This is a genomic window from Paenibacillus sp. MMO-58 (assembly GCF_037146255.1).
GTDB lineage: Bacteria > Bacillota > Bacilli > Paenibacillales > Paenibacillaceae > Pristimantibacillus.
Genome location: NZ_JBBCVY010000005.1, coordinates 288,003 through 301,497 on the forward strand (window position 1 = coordinate 288,003; position 13,495 = coordinate 301,497).

A 13,495-nucleotide genomic window follows, 5' to 3' on the forward strand; every position below is an offset into this window, starting at 1 on the left:
GAGTGTGAATACCATGCCAGGAACAATGCCTGAAATGGAAGATTATAAGTATGGTTTCCGTGACGAGCATAAAGCGGTCTTCCAATCCGGTAAGGGATTGACGGAGGAAATCGTACGCACGATTTCCGAGATGAAAGGCGAGCCGGACTGGATGCTCGAATTCCGTCTGAAATCGCTGGAGCAATTCAACAAAATGCCAATGCCTAACTGGGGCGGAGACATGGCTGATCTTGATTTCAGCGATATCCAATACTATGTTAAGCCGTCCGAGAAACAAGGCAAGACATGGGAAGAAGTGCCGCAAGAAATTAAAGAAACCTTCGATAAGCTGGGTATTCCTGAAGCGGAGCAAAAGTTCCTTGCCGGCGTATCCGCGCAATACGAATCCGAGGTTGTCTATCACAGCATGCAGGAAGATCTGGAGAAGCAAGGCGTTATCTTCACCGACATGGATACCGCGCTTCGCGAATATCCGGATCTTGTAAAAGAATACTTCAGCACGATCATTCCTCGTACGGACAACAAATTTGCCGCTCTGAACAGCGCGGTATGGTCCGGCGGCAGCTTTATCTATGTTCCGAAAGGCGTGAAATGCGAAGTTCCGCTGCAAGCTTACTTCCGTATCAACTCCGAGAACATGGGCCAATTCGAGCGTACGCTGATCATCGCCGACGAAGACAGCTTCGTACACTACGTAGAAGGCTGTACGGCTCCAATCTACAGCACGAACTCGCTGCATAGCGCGGTTGTAGAGATTCTCGTTAAGAAGAACGCTCGCTGCCGTTATACAACGATCCAGAACTGGGCGCCAAACATCTACAACCTCGTTACAAAACGTGCGGTTGCGGAAGAGAATGCGACTATGGAATGGGTTGACGGCAACATCGGCTCCAAGCTGACGATGAAATATCCTGCGGTTATCCTGAAAGGCCGCGGCGCAAAAGGCATGGTGCTTTCCATCGCCGTTGCAGGCAAAGGCCAGCATCAGGATGCAGGCGCGAAAATGCTTCACCTGGCTCCTGACACAACTTCGACGATTGTATCGAAGTCGATCAGTAAGCATGGCGGTAAAGTAACTTATCGCGGTCTCGCATCGTTCGGACGCAACTCCGAAGGATCGAAATCCAACATTAAATGCGATACGCTCATTCTCGATAACGAATCGACATCCGATACGATTCCTTACAACGAGATTATGAACGACAACATTACGCTTGAGCATGAAGCAACCGTATCGAAAGTATCCGAGGATCAGCTGTTCTACCTGATGAGCCGCGGATTGTCCGAAGCGGAAGCGACGCAAATGATCGTAATGGGCTTCATCGAGCCGTTCACGAAAGAGCTCCCGATGGAATATGCGGTTGAGATGAACCGTCTCATCAAGTTTGAGATGGAAGGCTCGATCGGTTAATAAATGGTTAGGATACGTGTCCGAGATTCCCGGGCACGTATTTTTTTGAGGGAAGGCGGAATTGTTAGTGATCTTGCCTTGTGTGAAAATATGCAAAAAAGAAAACGCCTGTCCAATATGGACGGGCGTTTTCAACGTACAGTTAATCCTTTAGAAAATAATTTCCTTGATCTCATATTCACGGTCAACGGTAAGATCGATAAACCGTTCACCCGTTTGAATAAGCGGGCGGAAAAATTCGGTTGGGTGGGTCATAATGATGGTACCCACCTCGCCGGATTCAAGGACGGCTTTTTTGCCGATAAAGTTAGGGATCATATGCTTGATAAACGTATGGGTCGTATGCGCATCCAGCTCGTTGAAGCTCATCTTGTACAGTTCCTTCAAAACAAAGAACAAGTCGCGCTTTTTCTTGTAGACGCGTTCGGAGATCATCGCGCTGTAAATATCAACGACTGCAATAAGCTTGGCTACCGGATGGATCTCGTCACCGCGCAGCCCGTGCGGATATCCGCTGCCGTCATTGCGTTCATGATGCTGAAGAGCGCTGACCGCCATGATCTCCGAATTGTCCTCAAACGATTGTTGAATAATATCATAGCCGTAAAGCGTATGCTTCTTTACTTCCTCAAATTCCTCGTCGGTTAGTTTAGCGGGCTTGTTCAGAACGCTGGAAGGAATTCTGCTCTTGCCGATATCATGGAGATAGCCGGATTTCGAAATTTCAAGCGCTTCCATTTCCGTGTAACCAAGCCATGAGGCCAAGTAATAAGATAACATGCCCACTTGCACAGAATGCTGATACGTATAATCATCAGCCGTATTTAACAGAAGAAGCATGGAGACAACATCGCGCTCCATTTGGAAATTTTTAAGAAGAGGCTGGAAGGCGGCTGCGACCTCGTCCTGCTTGACGACCCCACCGTCCGTTGCTTTCTGGAACAAATCCTGGAAGCCTTTGACGGCATTCTCATAATCGGGCCGCACATTGGGCAGCCACTTGGGGTTTACGGTAGTCTCAAGCGTACGATGAACCGGTTGTTCTGTAGTCCGCAGTTCCTCAATGTCAACATAGTCAACTTGATGCTGAAACAGCTTCGCAATATCCTTCTGCGCTAGGACGGTACCCTTGGACAAAACGTGCAGGCCGTATCCGTTAAAGGTGTCCTTAAGCAGGATATCTCCCTCTTTTAAATCTGAAATATGCAGCCTCATCGTTGCACCTCTATAGTAAATTATGTACAGAATATATGAAATAATAGTAACAATGAATGAATGTAATGGCAATAAGAGGGATGTGAAAACATGACTATTGTCCTATACTTTTAGCACCACTCTTCAGATTTGCATCCATTTATTGGATAAGGGCTCGATCGGATTCCAAGGGCTGCCCTGCTGATGCCCTTTCCATTCGGAACCGTCCTCCCAAATTTCCTTTTTCCAAATCGGAACGATCTGCTTCAGTCTTTCAATGGCATAACGGCTTGCTTCATAGCAGGCATCTCTATGGGGGGAGGAGACAGCGATAACGACACTTGTCTCTGCCAGGTCAACAACGCCGATCCGGTGGGAAATCGCCGTTAGCGTGCCCGGCCAGCGTTCACTAATCTCCGCCCCAACCTGTTCCATCGTACGTACGGCCATAGGCGCATATGCTTCGTATTCCAGACGGACCGTGCGCTGTCCATTGGTCCATTCGCGCGTCGTTCCTACAAACGCAATCGCTGCGCCATGCTCGGGAACAATAACTTTTGCAAGTACTTCATCCGAAGTCAGCGGCTGCTTCGTAATGACGTAACGGCCGTCCGCAGAAGAGCATTCCGATTCGTCTGCTTCATTCTGCTCCGGTTCTCCGCCCGAGACGGGAGGGAGGACCGCAAGCTCGTCCGATGCTTGAATAACGGTATCGTCGGAAGCATAGGTTTGATTGCAAGCCACAAAGGAAATACGCACAAGATCCGCCTGCTCCGGAAAACGGCTGGCGAGCTCCTGCTTGAGGGCCGCTACCGTCATCGAGGGAGTGTCTGTCTCTATTTGAATAACCGGGCTTCCGAATCGGTCGGAAAGCCCGGCGAACAATTGGATTTTCCAAGTATATGTCATGTTACATAACCTCTCATCGCTTAAGGGTGAACTCCGTATTAGCATACCATAATCATGTGAAAAATGTTATTCTAGTAGAAGAGAAAAGGAGTGAGAGGCATGCCCCCATTGTTGGACCGTTTCGGGAGAGAACACGATTATTTGCGCATTTCGGTTACGGATAGATGCAATTTGCGTTGTTTGTACTGCATGCCTGAGGAAGGTATGGAATTCGCTGATGCGAGTCATCTGCTCAGCTACGATCATATTGTGGAGGTCGTTCAGACCGCAGCGGAGCTTGGCATTACCAAGCTTCGGATTACAGGCGGCGAACCGCTTGTCCGCCCGGATCTGGATAGTCTGATCCGCAGGCTGAAGGCGATTCCGGGCATTGAGGACATCGCTTTGACGACAAACGGCATGCTGCTTGGCAAATATGCCGAAGCTTTAAAGGCTGCGGGTTTAAACCGCGTCAATATAAGCCTCGATACGCTTGATCCCGCGAGGTTCAAGTTTATTGCCCGCCGCGGCGAGCTGAAACGGGTAATTGAAGGCATTGAAGCAGCCGGCAGGGCTGGCCTTGCGCCGATTAAGCTGAATTGCGTATTGCTCAAAGGAATTAACGAGGACGAAATCGCTTCGTTCCTGAAGCTGGCTTACGAGCAGCCGATGCATGTCCGATTTATTGAATATATGCCGATTGGCCATGCGGACGATAATTGGCGGAACCATTATTTGCCGCTATCGCATGTGCTGGATACGGCACAGCGCGAAGGCTACGCGATTACAAGACGTACGAACGTAAAAGGAAACGGCCCGTCCGATGATTGGCAGATGGAAGGCGGCAAGGGATCCTTTGGCCTTATTCATCCGGTCAGCGATCATTTCTGCAAGAGCTGCAACCGGCTTCGCCTGACGGCAGACGGTTCGATGAAGCCCTGTTTGTATTGGGTGGATGAGCTGAATGTGAAAGCGGCGCTTGGCGATCCGGAAGCGATGCGCGATATTTTCTACAAGGCGATGGATCTGAAGCCTGAAAATCATGAAATGGCGGCTAAGCTGGCGAATGAGGCGTTGTCCCATACGCCAACCGACCGCCGGATGTCTCAAATTGGCGGGTAACGAACCGGAGGAGGCTGGCATGACATTCACAAATCGATCAATTCTCATTTTGCACAGCAACGATATTCATAGCCGTCTCGAGAATGCAGCAAGAATAATGTCTTATATGGAGGAGCAGCGTGCTGCCTATGGCAGCGAACGTATTCTCTGCCTGGATATCGGCGATCATATGGACCGCATCCGATTGGAAACCGAGGGCAGCGACGGCATGGTGAATGTCGAGCTGCTGAATGCGGCCGGCTATGATGCGGTGACGCTTGGCAATAACGAAGGCTTAACGTATTCGAAGGATACTCTTGAGCGTGTATACCGCGAGGCCAAGTTTACGATTCTTGGCGCCAATATGCGCGAGCTTGATACCGGAAAGCTGCCGGAATGGCTGCTGCCCAGCACGGTTACGGAGAAGAATGGCATTCGGATTGGTCTCATCGCCGCTACGGCCCGTTATACGGATTTTTACGAGTTGCTTGGCTGGGATCTGATCGATCCGCTTGAAGCCATTGGGGAAGAAGTGAAGAGGCTTAGAGAGCAGGTTGACGTGATAGCCGTGATGTCTCACCTTGGGATTAACGTCGATAAGCAGATGGCGGAAAAAATACCGGGCATCGATCTGATCATGGGCGGACATACGCATCATTTGCTCGAGGAGCCGCTTGTTATCGGCGGCACCTCAATCTGCGCCGCCGGGAAATACGGCGAGCAGATCGGACGCGTCGAGCTCGAGCTTGACGAGAGCACGAAGCGCCCCATTATCCGCGCAGCATGCGTGCCGATGGCCGCCTGTGCGGAGCATCCCGCAGCCGCCGCGATTATCGGCGGCTACCGCGAGGCGGGCGAGCGGCGCCTCAGCCGGGTTATCGCCCGGCTGGATGCGCCGCTGCCCGCCCTCCCCGAGCGGGAATCGCCGCTCGGGAACCTGCTGGCCGCCGGCCTGCGCCGCCATGCCGATGCCGAGATCGGCATCGTGAACACGGGGCAGCTGCTAGGCGGCCTGCAGCAGGGCGACGTGACGGAGGGGCAGCTGCATGCCCTCTGTCCGTCGCCGATTAATCCATGCCGCATGCTGCTCAGCGGCGCGAATATCCGGGCAGCGCTGGAAGAGGCGCTGCTGCCCTCCTTCACGGGCATGCCGATCAAAGGCTACGGCTTCCGCGGCGAGGTGCTCGGGACGCTTGCGATTGACGGCATGGAGGTCGAATATGATCCGTCCCTTCCGGAGCTGCATCGAATCGTGTCGATTCATGTTAACGGCGAGCCGCTCTCCGACGAGCGGGAATACGCGGTTGGCTGCATCGATATGTTTACGTTCCATATCGGCTATTTGTCGCTTGGACGGGCGACGGAGGTATCCTACTATCTGCCCGAATTTATCCGGGATCTTCTTGCCGAAGAACTGATGGAAGGGCATGGAATTAAGGATTGCCACCAAGAAAGATGGAGAATATTGTCGAATTTTTAGTATAAAATGGTTGCCAAGCGCGAATTTATACCTTACATTAACAATACGGCTAGTTTTGACCGAATATAAGAATGTATAAGTCTTTTCTGTTAGTATAGACACCGTTTTGTTAAGGGGAAGGATCAGGAACATGCGCTTGGTACCCATATCGCAATGCCAGCCTGGCATGAGACTTGCCAAAAAGATTTTCTCGGGCGACGGATTAGTCCTCTTGGGAGAAAACATGGAATTAACGAGTCGCCATATTTTCCGTCTGGAACAATATGGTATTCATTATGTGTTTATTAAGGATCCGAGGACGGATGATATCGTTGTTCCGGAAATTATAAGCGAAAATACGATCAGTCTCGCCTTAAAGGAGATCAAGACGAATTTCCGCGCGATGATGGAGCTGCCGAAGCAGAAAAAAGGCGCTACTTACCCGTACATCGCGCAGCCTTTTAAACAGATCATGAATATGATTATCGATGATTTGTCCAATCATAAAGATGCGATGATTATGCTGATGAACATGGGGATTGTCGACGAATATCTCTATCAGCATTCGCTGAATGTCTGCGTATATACGACATTGCTTGGCTCTGCCCACGGATATACAAGGGATGAATTGATGAAGCTCGGAATGGGCGCATTGCTTCATGATATAGGGAAGACGCAAATTCCGATGGACGTGCTGAAGAAGCCGGGCTCTTTGACCGATCATGAATTCAAGATGATGCGCAATCACGCCAAAATCGGATTCGAGCTTCTGAAGGATGAGCCCAATATGCCGCTAATTGTCGCGCATTGCGCTTTCCAGCACCATGAACGGGTTGACGGCAGCGGTTATCCGCGCGGGATTAAAGGGGACGAAATCCATGATTTTGCCAAGTGGATCGGCCTTGTTGATTCCTATGACGCCATGACGACAAACCGCGTATACCGTGCGCCTATGCTGCCTCATCAAGCAATCGAATTGCTGTATGCCGGCACCGGCACCTTATACGAACAGCATATGGTGCAGCTCTTCAGAGACAAGGTGGCTATTTATCCGATCGGGATAACGGTCAAAATCCATACGGGCGAGACCGGAGTTGTCGTCGATTTCAACCATTCGTATCCGCACCGGCCTATTATCCGGCTGCTCTATAACGAAGCGGGGGAAGAGCTGGCTGTGCCTTACGAGGTCGATTTATCGAAGCAGCTCAGCACGATGATTGTCAGCGTAAACGGCGAGCAGTCGAATGTAGGTTTAGCCTCGGGAATATAATAGGAGAAAAGGAGGCTGCTCGGCCTCCTTTTTCGTTTTTTATACCTATTTCCATTTGCTTCATTCCCCTTCGAACATTACAATGGTATAAGCTATACCCAATTTAACCATGTAAGTCAGGTGCTGATATTAATGAATACGATAGATTTTGCTTTGAAAAAGAATACCCTCACGCCCTTATCTCCCCTTAATGATCCTTGGGATCCGATCCGATCCTTGCAGCAATATGGACGCCATACCTTGACCAGTGTCGAGATGACTGTATCCAACCTGTGTAATATGCGCTGCGAGCATTGCGCCGTAGGCGATACGCTTGTGATGTCGGAGCCGGCTAAGCTTCCTCTGGAGCTGATGATCAAACGCCTGGATGAAGTGAAGCATTTGGAGACGATAAGTATTACGGGCGGTGAGCCGTCTTTCTCGGATCGTACCGTGAAAGAGTATATGGTTCCGCTTCTTCAATATGCGAGAAGCCGAGGCATCCGTTCGCAGATCAACTCGAATGTCACGCTGCCGTACAGCCGTTATGAGCAGCTCGCTCCTTATCTCGATGTCATGCATATATCGTTTAATTACACGAATGCGGACGACTTCCATCAGATTGGCTTCGCGAAGGCCGGCCATGCGGTATCCCGCGAAGCGGCTGCCAAGCTGTATGACCGGATGATTGATAATGCCAAGCGTTTAAGCGATGCGGGCGTGCTTGTATCCGCCGAATCGATGATTAATTACCGGACTCATCATCAGATTGAAGAGATTCACCGGTTAATTATCGAGATGGGCTGTCAGCGCCATGAGGTGCATCCGATGTATCCTAGCTCGTTCGCGAAGGATCTTCCGGTCTTATCCAAGGAAGATATGCAGCGGGCGATCAGCAGACTGCTCGATACAAGGGACAAGAACGTGTGGATGCTGTTCGGGACCTTGCCGTTCTATCAATGCAGCGACAATCCTGAGGAACGGAAGCTCTTGTCGAGACTGGCTTCGGAGCCGAACGTAACGGTGCGTAATGATCCGGACGGCCGCAACCGTCTGAATGTGAATCTTTTTACCGGTGAAGTATTTGTAACCGACTTCTCGGATGTGCCTGCATTTGGCAATATTAATGATGAGCAGTTGGACCAATTGTTTGATCGCTGGCTTGACCATAAACTCGCCAAAAGCGTGAACTGCCATTGTCCGGCGGCCGCTTGCTGCGGTCCAAATCTGCTGGTGAAAGACATGTATTACAAGGATGAGGATTTCCACCAGAAGAAAGCAATTCTTTAAGCTTCCGCGCGGAAAAGGGGACATTACTTTCAATAATGGGCGTATGCTGATAGTGGACGAAGCTCATACGAAAGTCATAGCCCCGCTTACATAACGGCTCGTAAACTTTTCCGGAGGAAAGGAGGGTATCGTTAGAGTGTCGATAAAAACGTTAGTCATGGTTGCGTTTGGGTTGTTCCTGTTGTATCTGCTGTTTACGGTTGGGGCGCCGTTCCTGCTTGCGCTGGTTGTCGCTATTTTCCTGGAGCCGCTGACTCAGTTCCTGATCCGCCGGCTTAAAACCAACCGTCTCGTAGCCTCGACGATTTCAAGCAGCCTGTTTACGGTTATCCTAATTGGACTCATGGCGCTATTGGGTGTCAAGGTGGTCGCGGAGCTTATCGCTTTTGCGCAGAAAGTACCCAACTATGTTGGGGATGCCAGTACATACGTAACCGACCTGGTCGAGAATGCAAGATCGCTTTATGCGAACTTCTCGCCGGATACCGTAGGCCAAATCGAGAATTGGCTGACCGATATGAGCAAGTCGCTCACAGGTATGGTAGGCTCATTGTCTTCCTCCGTTATTTCTTTTGCTTCCGGGATTCCGAGCATGTTCATTTTCTTTATCGTCTTTCTGGTTGCGGTATACATGTTCGGCTTTAGCCTAAATACGATGAAAGATACGTTCCTGACGCTGTTTGAGGAGAAATCAAGGCCTCAAGTCAATGAGGTACTGGAAAATTTGAAAAAGTCGATCTTTGGCTTCCTTCGCTCGCAAATTATTCTGAGTGCTCTAACTTACATCCTCTCGTTAATCGGTCTGATTATCCTGGATGTCAAGTATCCGCTTGCGATTGCCCTTCTTATCGTAATCGTGGATATTATGCCAATCTTGGGTACGGGTACGGTGCTTGTCCCATGGGGAACTTATCTGGTGATAACCGGTGACTTGTATGCCGGGATTGGACTTTATGTCCTGTTCTTGTTTATGACGGTATTCCGCCGTATTGTAGAGCCGAAGATTTTGGGCGATTCGGTAGGGATTGGCTCCTTGTCCGCATTGATCAGCTTGTATGTTGGTTTTAAGCTGGTGGGCGTCATCGGGGTCTTTCTTGGACCGCTGGTTGTCATTATCTATATGGCAATCCGTAAAGCAGGTTTGTTCAAAATTAATATTAAGCTGTAAGTGATCCGGCAGATTCTGCCGGTTTTTTTATTGGGGAGTACGCCGAAGATAAAGGCAAAGAGTAACACATTAAAAGGGCGAAGAATTTCTCTACGCCCTGCTTTCACCTATCTAATAGATGGGTAGTATATGGATATTAATCTCGGTGTGAATCTTCTTCGCCACTATCTTCAACGGCATCCCCAGCTTTATTGCCCAATGCTGCACCGACGATACCGCCTACAACCGTTCCTACAGGTCCTAAAGCAGAACCCACAACAGCACCAACAACACCACCGCCCACTGTTCCTGCTGCTTTTCCAACTCCAGCCGTATCGTTGTGGTCAGAATCGTGTAGATCGCGGTCATTGTGATTAGTCATATATCACACCTCCTATGATTTTTGGAATGAAGCTACACAGTAACAACATTCTTATCATATCTTTCCCCGACCTGGTTAAAAAATTCTTTATTGTAAAACAATCCGAAATGATGGAACGCTTAAGCCTATTCCTGATTATCTAATCTCCAGCGAAGCTCAGCAATGACCGGATAATGATCCGAAGCGGCGGAAGACTGTATCCTGGCTGAGACGTGTTCTGTCGGCATGTTTACAAAGATATGGTCAACCTCTCCGCCATTCTGGGCGGTAGGGAGCTTGTTTTGTAATGCGATTTTTTGCCAATGATAATTCAAACGTTCCATCAAAGGATCGTCCATCTCCATATTAAAATCACCAGCTAAGATCGCAGGCTTTCTTAGTTTGATTAAGGCATCCAAAAGAATCGGAATCTGTTTTAGCCGTTCCTTGGTATGTACCCCCAAATGGGTATTAAGTACGCTGACTATTTCCTCTCCTATTTGCAGTCTCGCCGTTAGGATGCTCCTTCGCTCTTTGGATCCGCCAATGTACTGAATATCTTTAGAAATAATCGGATAGCGGCTTAGAATGGCATTACCATATTGGACGATGAGGAGGTTCACACTGGGGGAGAAGCAGAAATACATCCCGAGCTGTTTTGCCAGCCAGTTCAATTGATCTTTAAAACCGCTGCGAGGTAAAAATCGGTCAACACCCTGCAATGCAACAATATCCGCACGCGCTTTCGCAATTTGATCTGCTATGCGGCGCAAACTTGTTTTCCCATCCATGCCTTTTCCGTGTCTTATATTATATGTCATCACTCTTATATAGCTGTTATCGTACATTAAATTCACCGCTCTCTGCTTAATTACAAAACAATCGGCTCACACCGCTAAAATTATTTGTTTTGGAAAACCCTCGGGGGTACTTAAAGCGTGCTTTGCGAATTTACGATACCTGTGATCAAATTTGGTGATATTAATATGTGCTCATGTTTGTTGAATTTTAAACATTAAATTATAAGATATCCGGCATTTTCTGCCGGATTTTTTTTAATTGTAATAATGGGGAAAAGCCCTGTTGGCATACAGTGTTTAGGAGATGTCTAATTGTCAGGGAGGGATATCCGGATGACCACCGAGAGCAATGACCGCGTGGAGAGCAATGCCAATTTGGCTGCGCAAGCTGTAAATGCTCCAAATGCAGCGAATGCTGCAAACGCTCCAAACGCATCTAATGCAGCAGTAAATGCAGCCAACGCAGAGAATGTTGCGGCTGCAGCCAATAATGCCCCTGTCGCAAACATGGCGGCTGTGGAGAACGTGGCAATGGGTAAGGAAAATAAGGGGTACAAGACCGCCAATAATACGAACCCGCTTAATCAGGTCCATGTGTATGAGCCTTTTATTGGTCCATGTGATCCATGTCCGCCGATGAAACTAAAAACCTATGTTTTACCGCCAAACCTGTTTATCCCGTATCAGCCGCAGGGGCTGCCTCAGTACCCTATTCATGAAGCACTAAGGCGGGGAACGCTCTGGCCGGCTTTGTACAGCTCCTATCAATCCAAATTTTACTTGTAAGCTTATCCTTACGAAGTAAGAATTATCACAAATGGCCAAGAAAATGGCCAAATGTGTGACAATTCTTTGGTTTATCCTTACGAAGTAAGAATTGCTTCGCAATTCTTTGGAGGAGGTTGATTTTCTTGAGCATTGTTCTGGACGAACAATACTACAGCAAGCTGGAAGAGCTTCAGGCGATAAGTTTTGCCTTGGTAGAATTGACCTTATATTTGGATACCCATCCACATGATGCGCAGGCGATCCAGCAGTTTAATCAGCTTGCGATGCAGCAGCATCAATGCAGGCAGGTGTTTGAAAGCCTCTACGGGCCTATGCTTCAATTCGGGAACAGCTTCTCGAATTATCCTTGGCAGTGGTCTCAAAGCCCATGGCCGTGGCAAGTGTAAAACCGGATTAAGCCTGTATTTCCACTTGAGAAAGGGGACGTGTCTAACGGATGTGGTTATATGAGAAGAAGCTGCAATACCCCGTAAAGGTAAGTAAATGTGACCCTAGGATGGCCAGATACTTAATCGAGCAATACGGCGGGGCAGATGGCGAATTATCTGCTGCGCTGCGGTATTTAAATCAACGGTATTCGATTCCGGATAAAGTGATAGGATTATTAACGGATATAGGAACGGAAGAATTTGCCCATTTGGAAATGATTGCCACAATGGTCTACAAGCTAACAAAGGATGCCACGCCAAGGCAATTGGATGAAGCGGGGCTAGGAGAGAACTTTGTCAACCATGATAATGGAATGATGTATGTAAATGCTTCGGGAGTTCCGTGGACCGCAGCTTATATCCAGGCTAAAGGTGACCCAATAGCAGATTTGTACGAGGATATTGCAGCAGAAGAGAAAGCACGAGCAACCTATCAATGGCTGATTGATATGACGGATGATGTGGATTTACAGGATGGCTTAAAGTTTCTTCGTGAGCGAGAGATTATTCATTCATTGAGGTTTAGAGAAGCGGTTGAGATGATTAAGTCAGACTGGGGGACGAAGAAAGTATTTAAGGTGTAGTTTAGAAATTAAGATTACCGGGGAATATCAAACAGCAGCCGATACCGGCTGCTGTTTTTGTGTGTACCACGCATGACGACTAACTAGGCGGTGAAAGTCCGCTGTGGGGGCTTGCAGTGGCCAACCACTAGCCAAGAGCAAGGGTGTCCATCGTGAGGCGGAATCTGAAGGAATTGGGAGACAAATTTCCGGCCAGAGGAACACGAACTCCAACAGGCACAAGGAATGGGATAAGCTTGCACAACAAAGTAAAGTCAGATACATTACACGGACATTCCAGTGTAAATGGTGAGGGCATATGGAGGGAAAGTGAGTCGTCTTAACGTGAAAATGGAGGTATCGTTGGTGCTGTTTCAAGAGATTCATTGCAGGTTATTGGGAACTCAAGTCTTGATGATAAAACCATTAAGGAGATAGTATGCAGCTCGCCCCTGGCCATTAGCTGCAATCAATCCATAGGCGAGGCAAGTAGTCTAATGCGCGAGGCTTTCGTGAGTTACTTAATTGTTATTGACAATTAATCTACCCTGTGAAGGTTTGTCAGCATGCGGTAGCCGCTAACCTCTGAACCGATGATTGAACCAACCGATAGTAAAACATCTAACTGTGGCATGTTCATTTAAGAGATCGATTTGCGTCCGACCAGCCGGAGGAGTATGATGCTGACCACAGCGAATAAAAGGGCCAGCCCTATAAAATGAAGCCATTATTTCTATCAATGAGCTGTAATAACTCTTTACAACCGACAATTGTTCATGTTAGATTATGGATAAATTAATAACGGAACGTTTGGA

Annotated in this window: 13 protein-coding genes; 9 read left to right on the forward strand and 4 right to left on the reverse strand. The window is 48.5% G+C overall.

Going from position 1 to position 13,495, the window contains the following annotated elements; all coding sequences use genetic code 11:
• Positions 1–13: 13 nt before the first annotated feature.
• Complete coding sequence (sufB, locus tag WFJ73_RS17265) at positions 14–1,411, forward strand: Fe-S cluster assembly protein SufB (protein ID WP_116394326.1); 1,398 nt, start codon at positions 14–16, stop codon at positions 1,409–1,411.
• Between the two features lie 150 nt (positions 1,412–1,561).
• On the opposite strand, the gene WFJ73_RS17270 is transcribed toward sufB, so the two are convergent.
• Positions 1,562–2,626: an HD-GYP domain-containing protein gene (locus WFJ73_RS17270; RefSeq protein ID WP_336774254.1), complete on the reverse strand. Its 1,065-nt coding sequence runs from the start codon at positions 2,624–2,626 to the stop codon at positions 1,562–1,564.
• A 123-nt stretch (positions 2,627–2,749) separates the two neighbouring features.
• Entirely contained in the window at positions 2,750–3,514 is a 765-nt protein-coding gene (locus WFJ73_RS17275; protein WP_336774255.1) for a molybdenum cofactor biosynthesis protein, read from the reverse strand.
• Positions 3,515–3,613: 99 nt separating this feature from the next.
• Between WFJ73_RS17275 and moaA the strand changes: the two genes are divergently transcribed.
• From moaA to ytvI, 5 genes are all read left to right on the forward strand, one after another.
• Positions 3,614–4,615, forward strand: coding sequence for a GTP 3',8-cyclase MoaA (gene moaA / locus WFJ73_RS17280; RefSeq protein WP_336774256.1), 1,002 nt, complete (start codon positions 3,614–3,616; stop codon positions 4,613–4,615).
• 19 nt (positions 4,616–4,634) lie between these two features.
• Positions 4,635–6,074: a bifunctional metallophosphatase/5'-nucleotidase gene (locus WFJ73_RS17285; RefSeq protein WP_336774257.1), complete on the forward strand. Its 1,440-nt coding sequence runs from the start codon at positions 4,635–4,637 to the stop codon at positions 6,072–6,074.
• 130 nt (positions 6,075–6,204) lie between these two features.
• Entirely contained in the window at positions 6,205–7,323 is a 1,119-nt protein-coding gene (locus tag WFJ73_RS17290; protein WP_336774258.1) for an HD-GYP domain-containing protein, read from the forward strand.
• 132 nt (positions 7,324–7,455) lie between these two features.
• The gene (gene yfkAB, locus WFJ73_RS17295; RefSeq protein WP_336774259.1) at positions 7,456–8,592 is read left to right on the forward strand and encodes a radical SAM/CxCxxxxC motif protein YfkAB; all 1,137 of its coding nucleotides are present in this window, start codon (positions 7,456–7,458) and stop codon (positions 8,590–8,592) included.
• Between the two features lie 136 nt (positions 8,593–8,728).
• Complete coding sequence (ytvI, locus tag WFJ73_RS17300; RefSeq protein ID WP_336774260.1) at positions 8,729–9,760, forward strand: sporulation integral membrane protein YtvI; 1,032 nt, start codon at positions 8,729–8,731, stop codon at positions 9,758–9,760.
• 136 nt (positions 9,761–9,896) lie between these two features.
• Here ytvI and WFJ73_RS17305 read toward each other — a convergent pair whose 3' ends face one another.
• Together WFJ73_RS17305 and WFJ73_RS17310 are read right to left on the reverse strand one after the other, a co-directional pair.
• The gene (locus WFJ73_RS17305; RefSeq protein ID WP_336774261.1) at positions 9,897–10,121 is read right to left on the reverse strand and encodes a glycine zipper domain-containing protein; all 225 of its coding nucleotides are present in this window, start codon (positions 10,119–10,121) and stop codon (positions 9,897–9,899) included.
• Between the two features lie 125 nt (positions 10,122–10,246).
• The gene (locus WFJ73_RS17310; RefSeq protein WP_336774262.1) at positions 10,247–10,948 is read right to left on the reverse strand and encodes an endonuclease/exonuclease/phosphatase family protein; all 702 of its coding nucleotides are present in this window, start codon (positions 10,946–10,948) and stop codon (positions 10,247–10,249) included.
• Between the two features lie 588 nt (positions 10,949–11,536).
• Between WFJ73_RS17310 and WFJ73_RS17315 the strand changes: the two genes are divergently transcribed.
• The 3 genes from WFJ73_RS17315 to WFJ73_RS17325 all read left to right on the forward strand — a co-directional run bounded on the left by WFJ73_RS17315 (position 11,537) and on the right by WFJ73_RS17325 (position 12,701).
• On the forward strand, positions 11,537–11,686 hold the full coding sequence (locus WFJ73_RS17315) for a spore coat associated protein CotJA (RefSeq protein WP_336774446.1): 150 nt from the start codon (positions 11,537–11,539) through the stop codon (positions 11,684–11,686).
• A gap of 125 nt (positions 11,687–11,811) precedes the next feature.
• Positions 11,812–12,075, forward strand: a complete 264-nt coding sequence (locus WFJ73_RS17320; RefSeq protein WP_336774263.1) for a spore coat protein CotJB — start codon at positions 11,812–11,814, stop codon at positions 12,073–12,075.
• Positions 12,076–12,125: 50 nt separating this feature from the next.
• Positions 12,126–12,701, forward strand: a complete 576-nt coding sequence (locus WFJ73_RS17325) for a manganese catalase family protein (RefSeq protein ID WP_336774264.1) — start codon at positions 12,126–12,128, stop codon at positions 12,699–12,701.
• The last annotated feature ends 794 nt before the right edge of the window (positions 12,702–13,495 follow it).